This is a genomic window from Buttiauxella sp. AC142 (assembly GCF_979253435.1).
In genome coordinates this window covers 1696287-1713777 of sequence record NZ_CEEDCH010000001.1, presented here as the reverse complement: position 1 = coordinate 1713777, position 17491 = coordinate 1696287, and the positions used below count along the sequence as shown (strand labels likewise).

Genomic DNA, 17491 nt, shown 5'->3' with positions numbered 1-17491 from the left:
TGGCAAACCAGGTAATTTTACGTAGTTCCTTTTAAACCGCCGTAAACTTTAATCAGCTTCGCCAGAGAATTAATTTCCAGTCTGGCAAATAAACTGGCTCGATGCGCCTCCACGGTTCGTGGTGATAACGAAAGATCGCGCGCCATTTCTTTATTTGATTTGCCCTGCATGATAAGCGCCATCACTTCCTGTTCTCGGGCAGAAAGCGTGGCCAGCTTCGCCTGTAAATCGGCCTGGCTTTCACGTTGTTGCTGGGTCAGTTTCTGCTGCTCAAATGCCGCCCCGACCGTTTCAATCAACAAATCCGCATCAATAGGTTTGGTGAGAAACTCAAAAGCCCCGTTTTTAAACGCTCGACGGCAAAGATCGATACTGCCATGGCCGGTCATCATGATAATCGGCAAGGTACTTCCCCGTTGTTCCCAGCTTTCAAGCAACGTAATGCCTGATTTACCAGGCATACGAATATCCAAAAGCAAACACCCGTTCAGATGTTGCAACTCAGGCTGAGACGCCAGAAAACTTTGTACACTGTCATAGGCCTGCGTTTCCCAGCCCATCGTCGCCAGAAGAGCGCTTAATGAAATGCGGATTGCTTCGTCGTCGTCAATTAAGTAGATTCGTTGCGCCATCACGCCTCCTGCTGTGTGAGAGGGAAAACCAGAGTGAAACACGCGCCGCCAGTGGCGCTGTTTTGCGCCTGAATACTGCCATTCAACCGCTGCACCAGCGTTTCCGTCAGCGCCATTCCTAGCCCAAGCCCATCTTTACGCGTGGTAAAGAAAGGCATAAAAACTTGCTCTAATGCCTGTTCAGATAACCCCTGCCCACCATCAGTGACGGTCAAAATAATGCTGTCCGCCGTCTGGGATGCATGGATTGTGACCCAGGCTGTTTCCGTTTTCTGCTGCGCCTGAATCGCGTTATTGAGCAGATTATGGAAGATTTGCTCAATGCCCAATGGCGAGGCGATGAGAGAAGGCAGAAAGTCAGGAACCTGGTTAATGACACTGACTTTGCCGCGCTCGATTTCGTTCCCCAGCAGCATCACCACTCGTTCCCATATCTGGCGCAAATTGACCGGTTGTAGCGCCTGTTCGTCACTGTGCAATTTTTCACGGAATGCCAGTAGCAGAGCGCTGATGCGTTTAGTTTGCATGACCGACGCATCCAGCAGCGGTTGTGCTTTTTCCGCCTGTTGCTGCTTAATTAAACGCTGTGCCGTTTGCGAATAGCTCAAAATTGCAGTGAGGGGTTGATTCAGTTCATGCACCATGCCTGCAGCGATTTCTCCCATCGCATTCAAACGCGCCAACTCTGAAAAATGGGCGCGTAAATTGGCAATGTTGCGCTGTCGTTTAGTCATCTGATACTGATTATAAAAGTAGATATCGACCGCCCAAAAAACTCCTACCAGCAGCAAAACCAACCAGGGCAAACTTCGCCAGTCCGGATTATTCGTCACCAGTAAATTCAAAGGCTGTGAAGGGCTGGCAATGTCCTTTTCCCAACGCCACCAGTCCCCCTTGCCTTCCGCGCCCTGCGTGATAAGCGGCGTATCTTTCCAGCTCAGGCTGAAATGGCGGAATTTCTGGGTGCGAACAAAATCGGCGAGCAACGTTGGCAAATCAATCAGCAAAGACCCCTGCGGCGAGTTTATCCAGTATGTGCCTGCACGCGCAGGGTTTATATCCGGGCGCGGTGGCTCATGGGGTTGGGTTTGCCAGCGCAGAATATAAGGAAATTTTTGCTGCACCACGGCAGGATCGCTGCTGTTAGAAAGCAATGCAAGAATCACATCGTTTTGCGAAAGTTTAACGGTGATGTCGCGATACAAAATGCGGAACTCCGCACTTTGCTCCTCATACTGCTGATGCAGCGCATAAACCACGACGCCACCGCCCGACAGCACGGTGAGAATCAGCCAGATGAGTGCTTTACGCATCGCATTCCTTAATGTGGGAAGGGTTGTTGGAGAATCAAATCCAGCCTTTTTTACTGAATGTCACTTTCGTCGCTTCATTCAAATCGTAGTTGCTCAACTCAGAATGTTTAACCCAGGCAATATCCTGAAACTCTTCGTTAAAGGCGACATTACGGTTGGCGCTCACACAGTCAAATATCAGGTAAATCATATAAATTTCTTCTTTTGAACCGTCAGCGTAAGTCTTCACGCGCACATCGTCAGCGAAGGTCCAGGGTTTAATACTGGTAATTTGCAGCTCAGTTCCTAGCTCTTCAGCGATCTCTCGCAGCAACGCTTCTTCCATTTGTTCACCCGGCTCCATTCCACCGCCGGATAACGCCCATTGTCCGGGGAACACACCGCGATCGTCGGCCATCTTGCACAACAGAACTTCACCATTATTTTCAATAATCGGGCAAACAATAACTCTCTGACGCATACGACCTCCTGCTGTCTTTAATTTTGCAAACGTTAGCAGAAATGCGCCCGTGAGTCTCACGGGAAGTCACGCTTATGACGCTGATAATTAATTATTTGCGAGGCGCTTTCCGCAATTCATTCGTGCAGATTTTATTACGCTGGCAATGAATCTAAAGTGACGAACTCATGGCATAACCCGTTCAATTAATCATCGCAAAAATCGTACTTAGTACGAAAAAAACATTGACACTCGCACATCGTACGACTAAAAATACAACACAAGGACAAAACAGATGATGGAACATTTTGAGTTTATAGAGACGCCGACTTTTGTCAGGCAGCGTGAAAGCTTGTTAGATGATGATACCTTCCAACAGCTTCAGGAATATCTGCTCAGGCAGCATGTCGATGGAGACACCATACGAAACTCCGGTGGCTGTAAAAAGCTGCGCTGGAACCGGCCTGGAACGGGCAAACGTGGCGGTGTAAGGGTTATTTATTATGCGGTAACTCAAAAAGGTAAACTCTATCTGCTGACGATTTACGCAAAAAACGTCAAAGACGATATGACCGAAGCGGAGAAATCTGTACTCAAACGGTTGGCGCATCATCTGGATCTGGCATTGACTATTTTTCACAATGAAAACTCAAGGAAACCAATATGGATAAGCAACTTTTCAACGATCTGGTGCAAAGCATGGAAGAGATGGTTGCCATCGAAAAAGGGGAAATGCAGCCAGGCCGCGTTCATCGCTACCCTTTACCAGATGTAAAAGCATTGCGTGAATCAATCGGTCTAAAACAGGAAGAGTTTGCTCAGGCTGTGGGGGTTAGCCCTTCACTGGTGCAAAGTTGGGAGCAAAAGCGCCGCATCCCATCCGGGTCATCGCTAAAAATACTGTTGATGCTCGAACATAATCCGGCGCTTATTAAGGTTCTGCTGGCTATTTAATTAGACCACCGCTGTGGTCAGTCGCGATGTGCAACAAAGCCGCCCTTGTTCATCGCTGATTTCTATTTGCCAGACCTGGTGCCTGCGCCCGACATGCACTGCTTTGCAAACACCGCGCACAATGCCTTCTCGCGCCGATCGCAGATGGTTAGCGTTAACTTCCAGACCAACGATTTTCTGCTCGCCTTCGGTACATAAATATCCGGCTACCGAACCGAGCGTTTCAGCCAACACCACCGATGCGCCTCCGTGAAGCAAGCCAAATGGCTGGCGCGTGCGGTTATCCACGGGCATAGTGGCTTCCAGTTCATTATCGTCGATGCGGGTAAATACGATTCCCACGTGTTCCACCATGTTGTCCGCGCCCATTTTATTGAGCGCTTCCAGATTCACTTCACGTCGCCAGATCATCCCATAATCTCCAGTAATGCCTGTAGCGGATGGCGAACACCGTTGCCTTCCACACGTTTGACCTGACTGCGGCACGAATAGCCGGTTGCCAGGCAGCGTTGGCGCGGCAGGCGCTGCATTGCCTGGTGCCACGACAGCTCGTAAATCCCCAGTGAGTTAGCATGGTTTTTTACCTCATGCCCGTAGGTTCCAGCCATGCCGCAGCAGCCGACGCTAACATTTTCAAGCTTCGCACCTAAGCGCGCAAAAATTGCCGACCATTGGTTTGGCGCCGTAGGCAATGCGGTGACTTCGGTACAATGGCCAAACAGATACCAGGATTCTCCACCAACCGCAGCGGCTTCACGGTTTGCAAGCACACCAGGCAACCATTCATGAACTAATTGAACGTGAAACTCCCCACGATCTTCACCCAACGTTTGTTTGTATTCGTCGCGATAACACAGCACCAGCGCAGGGTCGACACCTACCATCGGCATTCCGAGTTTCGCAACGCGGTTGAGGAAGTCAGATGTTTTACGTGCCGTCCTGGCGAACTTTTGCAGGAATCCTTTAATGTGCTGCGCTTTACCGTTGGGTGAAAATGGCAGTACCACCGGCTCCAGTCCCAGTTTTTCAACCAGACGCACAAAATCGGCCACCACTTGCGCATCGTAGTAACTGGTGAACGGGTCTTGTACCACCAGCACCGTTCTGGCTTTCTGTTCAGCGGAATAGCTTTCCAGCTGTTCAAGTGTGGTATTTGCCGAAGTATGCCCGACCAATTGCTGTTGCAACGAGGGGGTAGAGAGCATCGGCAAATCAATCATGCCAATGTGTCTGGCAGACAAATTACGCACCCACGGCTGACTCATAAAGAAGTTAAACGTCTTCGGCGCACGAGCCATAAGAGGGGCGTAACTTTCTACGGTTGCCACCAGATGATCGCGCATCGGGCGTAAATAGCGGGTGTGATAAAGCTGCAAGAAGCGCGAGCGGAATTCCGGCACGTCGATTTTGATTGGGCATTGCGTTGAACACGCTTTGCAGGCCAGGCACCCGGACATTGCTTCTTTCACTTCATGAGAGAAATCGTATTCACCTTTGCGAGCATGCCAGGAGTTGCGCGTGCGCTCGATTAAAGTGCGCAGGCTGGCGCGCTTTTCTGGCATCTGTTTTTCAAGTGCATCCGGATCAACCCCGCGATCGGCCAGCAAACGCAACCATTCGCGCGTTAATGTTGCCCGCCCTTTCGGCGAGTGAATACGATTGCTGGTGATTTTCATCGACGGACACATCGGGCTTTTCACATCGAAGTTAAAGCACAAACCGTTCCCGTTACATTCCATCGCCCCGCGCCACGAGGTTCGCACCGCAATGGGGATTTGCCTGTCGAAAGTGCCGCGCTTCACCGCATCAACCTGCATCATCGGGTCATCCACACCTAACGGCGGGCAGATTTTCCCAGGGTTCAGGCGGTTGTCGGGGTCGAATACCGCTTTGATGCGACGCAGTTCTTCATACAGCGTTTCACCAAAGAACGCCGGGCTGTATTCAGCACGGAAACCTTTTCCGTGTTCGCCCCAAAGCAGACCGCCGTACTTCGCGGTGAGGGCAACCACATCATCAGAAATGCGCTTCATCAGCACTTCCTGATGCGGATCGGTCATATCCAGCGCAGGGCGCACGTGTAAAACGCCAGCATCAACATGGCCGAACATGCCATAACTGAGATTGTGGCTGTCGAGCAAAGCGCGGAACTCAGTGATGTAATCGGCCAGATGTTGCGGCGGTACACAGGTATCTTCCGCAAACGGGATTGGTTTCGCCTGCCCTTTCGCGTTACCCAGCAGGCCAACGGCTTTTTTGCGCATGTTATAAATGCGTTCAATGCCTGCCAGCTCTGTACAAACCTGCCAGCCGATAACGCCACCCTCACCTTGCGAAATCAATGAATCGAGGCGCTCGCACAATGAAGCCACCTGCCCTTCAATTAATTCCAGGTCGTCGCCTGCAAATTCAACGATATTCAGGCCGAGCATTTCTTTGCCGGGAACATCGGTGATTAATTCACTGACCGAATGCCAGACGATATCTTCTCGCGCCAGGTTCAGGACTTTTGAATCGACAGTTTCGACGGACAGCGCACGCGCCTCCACCATAAACGGTGCATTACGCAGCGCCGAATCAAAAGAGTCGTACTTGATATTCACCAGACGGCGCACTTTCGGCAGGCGCGTGATGTCCAGCTTCGCCTCAGTGATAAACGCCAGCGTGCCTTCCGAACCGCAGAGAATGCGCGTCAAATCGAATTGCGAAAGGGAGTCGTTGTAAACGTGGCGTAGATCGTAACCGGTCAGGAAACGGTTAAGTTTCGGGAATTTATCGATAATCAACTGGCGCTGCTCACGGCAACGTTCGAGTACGGTGCGATAAATCTTTCCGGTCGGGCTGTCATCGCGCCCTAAATCTTCCGCGAGGGCTATAGACATAGGATGAGTGTCAAGAATATCGCCGTTCAATAGAACAGCCCGCACGCCCATCACGTGGTCAGAGGTTTTGCCATACACCAACGAGCCTTGCCCGGAGGCGTCGGTGTTGATCATTCCACCGAGCGTTGCGCGGTTGCTGGTAGAAAGCTCAGGCGCGAAGAAATAACCGTAAGGCTTGAGGTATTGGTTCAGCTGGTCTTTGATTACCCCGGCTTCCACCCGCACCCAACCCTGCTCAGGATTGATTTCAATGATGCGATTCATGTAGCGCGACATATCAACGACAATGCCCGTATTGAGCGACTGACCGTTGGTTCCCGTTCCACCGCCGCGCGGCGTGAAGACCAGAGATTTGAAGCGTTCTTCGGAGGCGAGTCTGGCCAGCAACGCCACATCTGCCGTAGAACGCGGGAATAACACCGCATCCGGTAACAGCTGATAAATGCTGTTATCGGTCGCCATCGTGAGTCTGTCAGCGTAGCTGGTGGCGGTATCGCCGGTGAAACCTTGTTGTTCCAGTGCCTGTAAAAAATTGAGCACCAATTGAACAAGACCTGGCGCCTGAGATATTTGTGGGATCATTGAAGGGTCGACCCTGCCTAACGTTATTAGTTGTGAGTTATCGTTTGCGTTTGCTTCCTTTCATTTTTTAACACATTTTTTTAGGACATGCGCGTACGTTTTGTTCCTGTCAAAAACTGAGGAAATACATCATCATTAACACATCCGCTTCGCGGCTTTAACGAAGGCACTTTGCCCGTTATCAGTTATTAAGGTGATTTTATCTATGGTTAAAGTCAGTCAGCCGAAGGATCTGCTACAGATTCTGCTGTCGGTGTTGTTTATCTCGGTGATGATCATCGCCTGCTTATGGGTTGTCCGTCCGTTCGTACTCGGTTTTGCCTGGGCAGGTACCATCGTGCTCGCGACATGGCCTCTGATGCTTAAGGTACAGAAATTGCTGTGGGGGAAACGCTCCCTTGCCGTTCTGGTGATGACGCTGTTGCTGCTAATGTTATTCGTGATCCCCGTTGCGCTGTTGGTGAACAGCCTGGTGGATAACAGCGGCCCGGTTATCGATTGGGCGACGAAAGGCAATATGGAGCTGCCAAAGTTCGATTGGCTTAACACTATTCCATTGGTGGGCGACAAACTTTACGCTGGCTGGAATGCTCTGGTTGATAGCGGCGGCAGCGCTATTATGGCAAAAATTCGCCCTTATATCGGCACAACGACGACCTGGTTCCTCGGCCAGGCCATTCACGTTGGTAGCTTCCTGATGCATTGCGGCCTGATGCTGTTGTTCAGCGTGCTGCTGTATGCGAAAGGTGAAACGCTGGGTAACGGCATTCGACACTTTGCGTTCCGCCTGGCGGGTAAACGTGGTGATGCGGCGGTATTGCTGGCAGGACAAGCCATTCGCGCCGTCGCGTTGGGTGTTGTGGTTACGGCGCTGGTTCAGTCAGTCCTCGGTGGCGTGGGTTTAGCTATTGCAGGCATTCCTAACGCAACGCTACTCACCGTGGTGATGATGCTGTGCTGCCTGGTGCAAATCGGTCCGTTGCTGGTGTTGGTCCCATCAATTGCCTGGTTGTACTGGACCGGTGACACGACCTGGGGCACGGTGCTGCTGGTGTGGAGTTGCGTGGTAGGTACGATGGATAACGTTATCCGCCCGGTTCTGATTCGTATGGGTGCAGACTTACCAATGATCCTGATTCTCTCCGGGGTTATTGGGGGGTTAATTGCCTTCGGGATGATTGGTTTGTTTATCGGGCCAGTTCTGTTGGCGGTCTCTTACCGTTTAATTTCAGTGTGGATGCACGAAGCTCCAGCCCCGCAAGATGACCCGAATGAAGTGGTAGAGATTCTGGAAGAGCAGGAATAAACCACGCTAATACTTGTGTTGCTCGCCTGGAATGGGAGCAACACAAGCACATTGATTAACAACGCTTATCAATTCCCCGCATTTTATCTTCTGTTTAAGCCTTTGATTCTATAACCATGCAGTAATGTGATCTCAACCGTTAACTTCTTATTAACTATTGAGACGAATCCGAGTGACGCTCCAGGGGGAGATGCCTACTATTAGTTCACGGCTATGAATCAACGCATTGATTTATAAGCATGGAAATCCCCTGAGTGAAACAACGAATTGCTGTGTGTAGTCTTTGCCCATCTCTACGATGGGCTTTTTTTTGTAGATCAGTCTTCGACCTCGCAATGACTCACCATCCGCCATTTACCGGTAATGACCCGCGTTTCACCTGTGACCCGTACGACACCCGCGCTTCGGATATCCGCACTCGACGCACCAACACGAATTTCAAACTCGCCCGGTTCCACCACGCGTTCACCATTACGGCGAGTGAAATTGAGCATATCGGTTGGGATGCTGAACGTGAGTCGAGCGCTGGCACCAGGTTCAAGATGAACACGCTGGAAGGCTTTCAACTCTTGCACCGGGCGCACCATTGACGCCACTTTATCGTGAACATAAAGCTGCACCACTTCGCTGCCCGCGACGGTCCCGCTGTTGCGAACGATGACGCTAACCGTCACCACGCCACTGTCGCTGGGGACACTATCGCTTTCAATTTGTAGCGGGCTGTAGTCGAATTCCGTCCACGTCTTACCGAAGCCAAACGGATAGCGTGAGCCAAAATGGAACGCGAACGGTGTACCGCCGCTTTTGAGTTTATGGTTGTAGTAATACGGCACGGCACCGGCACTTTTCGGGATGGACACCACCAGTCGCCCGCCGGGTTCTGCGCGCCCGGTAAGCACATCGGCGATCGCGTATCCGCCCTCTTGCCCCGGTGCCCAGGCCATCAGCAATGCCGCAACGTTGTCTTCCTGCCCACCTAAATTATACGGACGCCCGCCGGTCATCACGACGACCACCGGTTTGCCTGTCGCGATGAGTTGATCGAGTAATTGTTGCTGTACGCCAGGTAGCGCCAGGCTATCGGTATCGGAGCCTTCGCCAACGGTGCCACTCTGGAACAAACCGGATAAATCCCCCACGCATAACACCACTACATCACTTTGTTCGGCTGTTTTCACCGCATCAGGAATCAAAGAAATATCGTGTGAAACGGGCGATGACTGCATCGGTTTTCCGCCACTGTCGCCAGGGAACACCGGAGCGCCAGCCATGCGTTTTTCGATAATATGGCAGCCTTTGCTGTAGTGAACATTGTCGCTGCCCAGTTGCTCGCGCAGCGCTTGCAATGGCGTGGTCACTTGCGACGTTTGCTCAAGCATATCGCTGATGATCAGATGCACCGGGAAGCTATAACCGCTCAGCAATGCCAGCGGGTCATCAGCCGTCGGGCCAATAACTGCCACGCGGGGTTTGCCGTGCAAAGGCAAAACGCCGTTGTTTTCCAGCATAGTCATGGAACGCGTTGCTACGTCGCGGGCAATTTTTCGTGTCGATTCCGTTTGCAGCACAACGCCATTTTCATCCCGGTAAGGCTGCTCAAACAAGCCAAGGCGGAATTTCTCTTTCAGTACGCGACTAACAATTTCATCAATCTTTTCCATGGTTATCAGGCCACGTTCCACCGCTTGCGCGAGGTGGCGGGCACAGTCATCTTTCGGCAACTCCACATCCAGGCCAGCGTTAAACGCCAGCGCCGCGGATTCTGCCGCATCGTGCGAAATCCCATGATGCTGGTGCAACAAACTCACACCGCCGTAATCCGCCACTATCAGCCCGTCAAAGCCCCACTGCTCACGCAAAACGGTGGTCATCAGGAATTCATCAGAATGCCCCGGCTGGTTATCAATATCGTGATAGGCCGGCATGACCGAACCGGCATTTGCCAGCTTCACTGCCATTTCAAACGGTAGCAAGAAGATGTCATTCAGCTCGCAAAAACCCAGATGCACCGGGGCATGATTACGCGCGCCTTCGCTAAATGAATGGCCAACGTAATGTTTGAGCGTCGCCAGCAGGTCACGTTTTTTGCCCTGCAAACCGTTGACATAATGCGTCGCCATCATCCCCACCAGCCATGGGTCTTCACCTAAAGTCTCTTCGGTACGCCCCCAACGCACATCGCGCGAAACATCAAGCACGGGCGCAAGCCCCTGGTGGCAACCCGTTGAACGGGCTTCTTCACCAATCGCGGCAGCGGCGCGCTCAACAAGGTCTAAATCCCAGGTCGAACCATAATTTAGCGATGAGGGAAATAACGTCGCGTCTTTGCACAATAAACCGACTAAACACTCTTCATGAAACAACGCTGGAATACCCAGGCGAGTCTCTTCCACCAGCGTTTTCTGTAAGCGGTTGGCCGCACGCACGCCCTCTTTCGCCTCCACAATATGCGTGCCTAACGGCCTGGTAATCTGCCCGATGCCAAGTTTAAGGCGCTCAGTCAATGCCGCTTGTTCTGTGACACCGGAAAACTCATCGCTCAAATCGGTACGTTCACGATGATTACCGTCGCTTTGTAAAATCAGCCAGTACGCATGCATTTGCGCAAATTTTTCTTCCGGCGTCATACGCGACAGCAAATCGCTGACACGTTCATTTATTTTGCGGTGAGCGTCCTTATAAATGGCTGGCATCATATTCCCCTTTCAAGTTCGGTCATCCGCGCGACTGTCGCGGATATGATATCTAATCATCAATATGAGTGATGAATAGCACAGGGAACAATTGCCAGAATAACCAGCCAGATTACGTTTTTTAGTTTTTAGCCATAACTGTGACGGGATTCAAAAATATAGTGAGCACAAATCTATTTCAGTGCAAAGCGAGGGGGATAAGAGATAACTCCGTCACATTTGATAAGAAACATAAAACACAAATGAAAAATTACAATACTCCTGACAACATTCACAACATATAACTACTGGCATATTCGGGATTTTAATAAAGGTGAATGTATGTCGGTACTGGCAGAAAAGATTACCAACAAAGAAAAACTGGGGTTTGGCCTTGGCGATGCGGCAAGTCACATCGTTTTTGATTCCTCCGTCGCTATCCTGGCTTATTTTTATACCAATATTTATGGCTTGCCCCCGGCAGTAATGGGGACATTGTTTTTAGTGGTCAGAGTCCTGGATGCGATTACCGACCCTATTATGGGTGCCATTGCCGATCAAACCAAAAGCCGTTGGGGGCGTTTCCGCCCATGGTTATTGATTATCTGCGTACCCTTCGCTGTCAGTTGCGTGCTGGTTTATTCAACACCAGACTTTGAACAAACCGGTAAAATTGTTTATGCCGTCCTCGCATATATATTTATGACGCTAATGTACACAGCGATTAATATTCCCTATTGCTCGCTGGGTGCCGCCATTACTTCTGACCCACAAGAGAACCTCTCTTTGCAGTCCTGGCGTTTCGCTATCGCGCCAATCGGCGGTGCGATGGGTACTGCACTGATTCTTCCGCTGGCTGATTTTATTTCTCCAACAGACAGAGCGGCGGGGATGCAGTGGGCAATGGGTATCTTTGGCGTGATTGGCTGCATAATGTTCCTGGTTTGCTTCTTGACGACCCGCGAGCGTATTACGCCAGTCAAAGAAGAAAACCTGAATATTATGCGCGACGTGAAAGTTTTATTGAAAAACGATCAGTGGCGTATTTTGTCGGTTTATAACCTTGCAATGCTGTGCGGTGTTGTCGTGCGCGGTAGCCTGTTAGTTTACTTCGTGCAATATATCCTTAATCAGGGCAGTGGCATTATTTCTATGTTTATGCTCGCCACCACAATAGCCGCTGTATTTGGCAGCTTATTTGCCAAACACCTCGGCGGCTGGATGTGTAAAATCCGGGCTTCTATCTGGATTAACGTCCTTAGCGCATTAGTAGGGTTATTATTCCTGGTATTACCGACTAACTACTGGATTCCAGCCTTCCTGGTGCATATTTTCCTTAATATTTTGCAAGGCATTAATGCCCCTCTGCAATGGTCGATGATTACCGATGCCAATAACTATGGCGAATGGAAAACCCAGCGCCGTATTACAGGCATGAACGTCGCCGCGAATATCTTCATTATTAAATTGGGCGTGGCAATTGGTGGCGCATTAACGGGTTGGGGTCTGGCGGCGTTTGGGTATCAGGCGGGCGTAGAACAGCAATCTGCTGAAGCCGTACAGGGCGTGTTGATTCTGTTTACGGTGTTACCGGCTATTTTCTACTTAATTACCGCAATCTCGATTCGTTATTATAAATTAACCGAAGAAAGAATGAATATTGTAGTCAGCGATCTGCGTGAAGGGAAATTCCAGACCGAAAGTAAAGTCACTGGAGTGATGACGCCAGGAGCTTTGTAATAAACGATTGGTAGGTCGGCAAGCGCAGCGCCCTCGACATAATCGACGACAATGGTGGATGACGCTGGCGCTTAGCCACCCTGCAACTTATCCGACCTACGAATATTAAAGGCTCCTCAATGATGAGGAGCCTTTTTTTACTTATTCGCTTCCGCCAGACTCAGCCAGGTTTGCACCACGGTATCCGGGTTCAGAGAAAGACTGTCTATCCCCTCTTCCATCAACCACGCGGCAAAATCTTCATGGTCCGATGGACCCTGACCACAAATCCCAACGTATTTACCCTGTTTCTTCGCCGCTTTGATCGCCATCGACAGCAGCGCTTTCACCGCGTCGTTACGCTCATCAAACAGCTCGGAAACCACGCCGGAGTCGCGATCCAGACCGAGAGCCAACTGAGTCATGTCGTTTGAACCGATTGAGAAACCATCGAAGTATTGCAAGAACTCATCAGCCAACAAAGCGTTCGATGGGATCTCACACATCATGATGATTTTCAGTCCGTTTTCTCCACGTTTCAGTCCCTGACGCTCCAGCTCTTCAACCACGGCTTTGGCCTGCGCCACGGTGCGCACGAACGGCACCATCACTTCAACGTTAGTCAGGCCCATTTCGTTGCGCACGCGTTTCATCGCCGCACATTCCAGCGCGAAGCACTCACGGAAGCTGTCGGCAATATAACGGCCTGCGCCACGGAAACCGAGCATTGGGTTCTCTTCTTCCGGCTCATAACGCTCGCCGCCGACCAGGTTGGCGTATTCGTTAGATTTGAAATCAGAAAGACGCACAATCACGCGCTTCGGCCAGAAAGCCGCGCCCAATGTGGCAATCCCTTCGGTCAGGCGACCGACATAAAACTCACCCGGATCGTCATAGCCTTTCATCATTTCACGGATTTCGTTTTGCAAAGCAGGTTCTTGCTGATCAAATTCCAGCAACGCACGTGGATGCACGCCAATCATACGGTTGATGATGAACTCCAGACGCGCAAGACCCACGCCTTCGTTCGGCAGGCAGGCAAAATCAAATGCACGGTCAGGGTTGCCGACGTTCATCATGATTTTCAGCGGCAGGTCCGGCATGGTATCGACGGTGGAACTTTTGATGCTGAAATCCAGCAATTCCTGGTAAACATAGCCGGTGTCGCCCTCGGCGCAGGAAACGGTCACATTCTGGTCGTCGGCCATGCGTTCTGTCGCGTCGCCGCAACCCACTACCGCAGGAATTCCCAGTTCACGGGCAATAATCGCCGCATGGCAGGTACGCCCGCCCCGGTTGGTGACAATCGCGGCGGCCTTTTTCATGATAGGTTCCCAGTCCGGGTCAGTCATGTCGGTCACCAGCACGTCGCCTGGCTGGATGCGATTCATCTCGCTGATGTCGTGAATCACTTTCACCGGACCCGCACCAATGCGATGGCCGATGGCACGTCCTTCAGCAATGATTTTGCCTTGAGAATGAAGCTGATAACGCTCCATCACCTGGCCCTGAGAACGCACGGTTTCCGGACGAGCCTGGACGATAAACAGCTTGCCCGTATGCCCATCTTTAGCCCACTCGATATCCATCGGGCGGCCGTAGTGCTTCTCGATTTGCACCGCTTGCTTCGCCAGTTCCTGCACTTCTTCCGGTGTGATAGAGAACTTATCGCGATCGGCCTGCGGCACATCTTCGATACGCACCTGCTTGCCATGCTCCTGACTTGGCGCGTACACCATCCGGATTTTTTTAGAACCCATATTACGACGCACAATCGACGGTTTACCCGCCGCAAGTGTCGGTTTGTGAACGTAGAATTCGTCCGGGTTGACTGCGCCCTGCACCACCATTTCACCCAGGCCATAAGCGGAGGTGATAAACACCACCTGGTCGAAACCAGATTCAGTGTCGATGGAGAACAGCACGCCGGAAGACGCGAGATCTGAACGCACCATGCGTTGCACACCAGCGGAAAGCGCCACACCACGGTGGTCATAACCCTGGTGAACGCGATAAGAGATAGCGCGGTCGTTAAACAACGAAGCAAAGACGTGTTTCACGGCAATCAATACCGCGTCATATCCTTGCACATTGAGGAAAGTTTCTTGTTGTCCGGCAAACGATGCATCCGGCATATCTTCGGCTGTCGCTGAGGAACGCACGGCGAAAGAAGCATCAGCATCGTCAGAGGAAAGTTGTTCGTAGGCATCGTGAATGGCTTTTTCCAGCTCAGGCTGGAAAGGCGTGTCGATTATCCATTGGCGGATTTGCGCACCTGCTTTTGCAAGCTCAGTGACATCATCAATATCCGTTTTATCCAGCAGCTCATAAATACGCTGGTTCACCCCACTTTGGTCAAGAAACAAGTTAAACGCTTCGGCCGTGGTGGCAAAACCATTCGGCACGGAAACACCCATACCAGAAAGGTTAGTAATCATTTCACCCAGAGAGGCATTTTTGCCCCCGACCCTGTCTACATCATTCATGCCGAGTTGGTTGTACCAAAGCACCAGCGGTGACGAGTTGGACATCGAAACAATCCTTTTGTGATATATGAATGAGAAATACATTACATCCTTTTTAGATTGGCATAATTAGATGAGGGAATAAAACAGGTGAATCGTTCAAGCAAAATAAAAATTTGAATTTTTCAGATATATTTACATTTTGCATAAACCCTTGATTCTTAATTTAATCCCTATATTAATAATGGTTTAAAGAAAGAGTAAAAATGAACCGTGCATTTCATTAAAAATAAAAACTACGTTTCATTTTTAATTTTGAGATGAGTATGATCCCGAAGTGTGTTGTTTTAATTTATGCTTTAGGAAATTGACGAATAAATATCAGGGACAATAAATGGATAACGCGGCAGACAGACAAGTTTTTTATATCTCCGATGGCACCGCCATTACCGCCGAAGTGCTCGGACATGCGGTGATGTCGCAGTTTCCGGTTGCGATTAACAGTATTACGCTGCCGTTTGTCGAAAACGAAAGCCGGGCGAATGCCGTGAAGGAGCAAATCAATGCCCTTTACCTAAAATCTGGTGTTCGTCCGCTGGTGTTTTACTCCATCGTCATCCCGGAAATTCGCGACATTATTTTGCAAAGTGAAGGTTTTTGTCAGGATATCGTGCAAGCGTTAGTCGCCCCTTTGCAGCAAGAATTGAAGCTTGAACCGACGCCCATTGCCCACCGTACTCACGGCCTGAATCCGGGCAACTTAATTAAATACGATGCGCGTATCGCCGCGATTGATTACACACTCGCGCATGATGACGGCATTTCGATGCGCAACCTCGACCAGGCACAAGTGATTTTGCTCGGCGTTTCGCGCTGCGGCAAAACCCCGACCAGTTTGTACCTCGCAATGCAATTTGGTATCCGGGCGGCAAACTATCCGTTTATTGCCGATGATATGGATAATATTCAACTCCCTGCTGTGCTTAAGCCGCTGCAACATAAGCTTTTCGGCCTGACAATCAATCCTGAGCGCCTCGCGGCGATTCGCGAAGAACGCCGTGAAAATAGCCGTTACGCCTCCATGCGCCAGTGCCGTCTTGAAGTTGCCGAAGTTGAAGCGCTGTTTCGCAAAAACCAGATTCGCTATCTCAACAGCACCAATTATTCGGTGGAAGAGATGGCAACTAAGATCCTCGATATCATGGGATTGAATCGTCGCATGTACTAACAAACTAGTTCAAAGGTGCAATTTTGTATGGTAGGGTGTACGCAATCTGGTGGTTACGATTCAGTTTTACGGTTGAATTCAACATAAATTGGTTTATCGTGACTGCCATCACTTCCCGGTATTCCTGCCGAGCTGAAGACAAATTTTCTGAGACACCCAATGAACAAAACAGATGAATTGCGCACCGCGCGCATCGACAGTCTGGTAACACCTGCGGAACTGGCACAGCGCCTGACGGTTTCCCAGGACGTTGCGCAAAATGTGACTGCCGCGCGTCGTCGTATCGAAAAAATCCTCAATGGCGAAGACAATCGCTTACTGGTGATTGTTGGCCCTTGCTCAATCCACGACCTGGATGCGGCGATGGATTACGCGCAACGCCTGCAAACTGCGCGTGAAAAACACCAGCATCGCCTTGAAATTGTCATGCGGACATATTTCGAGAAGCCGCGCACCGTGGTTGGCTGGAAAGGTTTGATTTCCGATCCTGATTTAAACGGCAGCTATCGTGTGAATCACGGCATTGAGCAGGCTCGCCGTTTACTGCTGCAAGTGAACGAGCTGGGCGTGCCGACCGCCACCGAATTCCTCGATATGGTCACAGGCCAATATATTGCCGATTTAATTAGCTGGGGCGCGATTGGTGCGCGAACCACTGAAAGCCAGATTCACCGTGAAATGGCCTCAGCACTTTCCTGCCCGGTTGGCTTCAAAAATGGCACCGATGGCAATACGCGTATTGCTGTTGATGCCATTCGTGCTGCACGCGCCAGCCACATGTTCCTGTCGCCGGATAAAAACGGTCAGATGACCATTTACCAGACCAGCGGTAATCCGTACGGCCATATCATTATGCGCGGCGGCAAGCAGCCGAACTACCACGCAGCCGATATTGCCGCCGCTTGCGATAGCCTGCATGAGTTTGATTTACCAGAACAATTGGTCATTGATTTCAGCCACGGCAACTGCCAGAAACAGCACCGTCGCCAGCTAGAAGTGTGCGAAAACGTGTGTAACCAAATTCGCAATGGTTCCCGCGCGATTGCCGGTGTTATGGCTGAAAGTTTTATTCGCGAAGGCACACAGAAAATCGTTGCCGGGCAGCCATTGGTTTATGGTCAGTCGATTACCGACCCTTGTCTGAGCTGGGAAGATACTGAGACATTGCTTGATATGCTGGCTGACGCAACAGACAGTCGCTTCTGATTTTTCGAGTCCCCTCTCCTGGGGGAGAGGGCCAGGGTGAGGGCGTCCGATACCTGAACATTTTCTCTGATCCCCTCATCCCCCAGGAGAAGG

Annotated in this window: 13 protein-coding genes and 1 other RNA gene; 7 read left to right on the top strand and 7 right to left on the bottom strand. The window is 50.7% G+C overall.

The window, feature by feature from the left end; genetic code table 11:
* Positions 1–17: 17 nt before the first annotated feature.
* From AC0IWZ_RS07845 to nudI, 3 genes are read right to left on the bottom strand one after another with little or no spacing between them, the layout of a single operon-like run.
* Positions 18–632 carry a response regulator transcription factor gene (locus tag AC0IWZ_RS07845; protein WP_034494850.1) on the bottom strand — a complete coding sequence of 205 codons (615 nt, stop codon included), beginning with the start codon at positions 630–632 and terminating at the stop codon, positions 18–20.
* On the bottom strand, positions 632–1945 hold the full coding sequence (locus AC0IWZ_RS07840) for a sensor histidine kinase (protein WP_471677683.1): 1314 nt from the start codon (positions 1943–1945) through the stop codon (positions 632–634). Before AC0IWZ_RS07840 ends, AC0IWZ_RS07845 begins: the two co-directional genes overlap by 1 nt.
* Positions 1946–1979: 34 nt before the next feature.
* Positions 1980–2405, bottom strand: a complete 426-nt coding sequence (gene nudI / locus AC0IWZ_RS07835; RefSeq protein ID WP_034494846.1) for a nucleoside triphosphatase NudI — start codon at positions 2403–2405, stop codon at positions 1980–1982.
* Between the two features lie 274 nt (positions 2406–2679).
* On the opposite strand from nudI, the gene AC0IWZ_RS07830 reads away from it, so the two are divergent.
* Both AC0IWZ_RS07830 and nadS read left to right on the top strand, forming a co-directional pair.
* Positions 2680–3159: a type II toxin-antitoxin system RelE/ParE family toxin gene (locus AC0IWZ_RS07830; protein WP_072011153.1), complete on the top strand. Its 480-nt coding sequence runs from the start codon at positions 2680–2682 to the stop codon at positions 3157–3159.
* Positions 3048–3338: a NadS family protein gene (gene nadS / locus AC0IWZ_RS07825; protein WP_034494842.1), complete on the top strand. Its 291-nt coding sequence runs from the start codon at positions 3048–3050 to the stop codon at positions 3336–3338. The genes AC0IWZ_RS07830 and nadS overlap by 112 nt, the downstream gene beginning before the upstream one ends.
* On the opposite strand, the gene menI is transcribed toward nadS, so the two are convergent.
* Positions 3339–3749, bottom strand: a complete 411-nt coding sequence (gene menI / locus AC0IWZ_RS07820; protein ID WP_034494839.1) for a 1,4-dihydroxy-2-naphthoyl-CoA hydrolase — start codon at positions 3747–3749, stop codon at positions 3339–3341.
* Positions 3746–6802 (bottom strand): D-2-hydroxyglutarate dehydrogenase YdiJ, encoded by a 3057-nt coding sequence (gene ydiJ, locus AC0IWZ_RS07815; protein ID WP_471677684.1) that lies wholly within the window; start codon positions 6800–6802, stop codon positions 3746–3748. Before ydiJ ends, menI begins: the two co-directional genes overlap by 4 nt.
* A gap of 205 nt (positions 6803–7007) precedes the next feature.
* On the opposite strand from ydiJ, the gene ydiK reads away from it, so the two are divergent.
* Positions 7008–8108: an AI-2E family transporter YdiK gene (ydiK, locus tag AC0IWZ_RS07810; protein WP_034494835.1), complete on the top strand. Its 1101-nt coding sequence runs from the start codon at positions 7008–7010 to the stop codon at positions 8106–8108.
* 207 nt (positions 8109–8315) lie between these two features.
* Positions 8316–8422: antisense sRNA RprA (rprA, locus tag AC0IWZ_RS07805), an RNA gene on the top strand.
* A gap of 3 nt (positions 8423–8425) precedes the next feature.
* Here the strand turns inward: rprA and AC0IWZ_RS07800 are convergent.
* Complete coding sequence (locus AC0IWZ_RS07800) at positions 8426–10801, bottom strand: glycoside hydrolase family 3 N-terminal domain-containing protein (protein WP_471677685.1); 2376 nt, start codon at positions 10799–10801, stop codon at positions 8426–8428.
* A gap of 321 nt (positions 10802–11122) precedes the next feature.
* Between AC0IWZ_RS07800 and AC0IWZ_RS07795 the strand changes: the two genes are divergently transcribed.
* Entirely contained in the window at positions 11123–12520 is a 1398-nt protein-coding gene (locus AC0IWZ_RS07795) for a glycoside-pentoside-hexuronide (GPH):cation symporter (RefSeq protein ID WP_471677686.1), read from the top strand.
* A 137-nt stretch (positions 12521–12657) separates the two neighbouring features.
* On the opposite strand, the gene ppsA is transcribed toward AC0IWZ_RS07795, so the two are convergent.
* A complete protein-coding gene (gene ppsA, locus AC0IWZ_RS07790; protein WP_471677687.1) occupies positions 12658–15069 on the bottom strand; it encodes a phosphoenolpyruvate synthase in 2412 nt (803 codons plus the stop codon).
* Between the two features lie 289 nt (positions 15070–15358).
* On the opposite strand from ppsA, the gene ppsR reads away from it, so the two are divergent.
* Positions 15359–16192, top strand: coding sequence for a posphoenolpyruvate synthetase regulatory kinase/phosphorylase PpsR (gene ppsR, locus AC0IWZ_RS07785; protein WP_034494827.1), 834 nt, complete (start codon positions 15359–15361; stop codon positions 16190–16192).
* Between the two features lie 159 nt (positions 16193–16351).
* Positions 16352–17398, top strand: coding sequence for a 3-deoxy-7-phosphoheptulonate synthase AroH (aroH, locus tag AC0IWZ_RS07780; protein ID WP_471677688.1), 1047 nt, complete (start codon positions 16352–16354; stop codon positions 17396–17398).
* Positions 17399–17491 lie beyond the last annotated feature (93 nt).

Bases quoted from the DNA above. Each gene is read 5' to 3' on its own strand.
- ppsR (WP_034494827.1), top strand. From the start codon at position 15,359: ATGGATAACGCGGCAGACAGACAAGTTTTTTATATCTCCGATGGCACC.
- ppsA (WP_471677687.1), bottom strand. From the start codon at position 15,069: ATGTATTTCTCATTCATATATCACAAAAGGATTGTTTCGATGTCCAAC.
- nadS (WP_034494842.1), top strand. From the start codon at position 3,048: ATGGATAAGCAACTTTTCAACGATCTGGTGCAAAGCATGGAAGAGATG.
- menI (WP_034494839.1), bottom strand. From the start codon at position 3,749: ATGATCTGGCGACGTGAAGTGAATCTGGAAGCGCTCAATAAAATGGGC.
- aroH (WP_471677688.1), top strand. From the start codon at position 16,352: ATGAACAAAACAGATGAATTGCGCACCGCGCGCATCGACAGTCTGGTA.
- AC0IWZ_RS07800 (WP_471677685.1), bottom strand. From the start codon at position 10,801: ATGCCAGCCATTTATAAGGACGCTCACCGCAAAATAAATGAACGTGTC.
- nudI (WP_034494846.1), bottom strand. From the start codon at position 2,405: ATGCGTCAGAGAGTTATTGTTTGCCCGATTATTGAAAATAATGGTGAA.
- AC0IWZ_RS07830 (WP_072011153.1), top strand. From the start codon at position 2,680: ATGATGGAACATTTTGAGTTTATAGAGACGCCGACTTTTGTCAGGCAG.
- AC0IWZ_RS07795 (WP_471677686.1), top strand. From the start codon at position 11,123: ATGTCGGTACTGGCAGAAAAGATTACCAACAAAGAAAAACTGGGGTTT.
- AC0IWZ_RS07840 (WP_471677683.1), bottom strand. From the start codon at position 1,945: ATGCGTAAAGCACTCATCTGGCTGATTCTCACCGTGCTGTCGGGCGGT.
- AC0IWZ_RS07845 (WP_034494850.1), bottom strand. From the start codon at position 632: ATGGCGCAACGAATCTACTTAATTGACGACGACGAAGCAATCCGCATT.
- ydiJ (WP_471677684.1), bottom strand. From the start codon at position 6,802: ATGATCCCACAAATATCTCAGGCGCCAGGTCTTGTTCAATTGGTGCTC.
- ydiK (WP_034494835.1), top strand. From the start codon at position 7,008: ATGGTTAAAGTCAGTCAGCCGAAGGATCTGCTACAGATTCTGCTGTCG.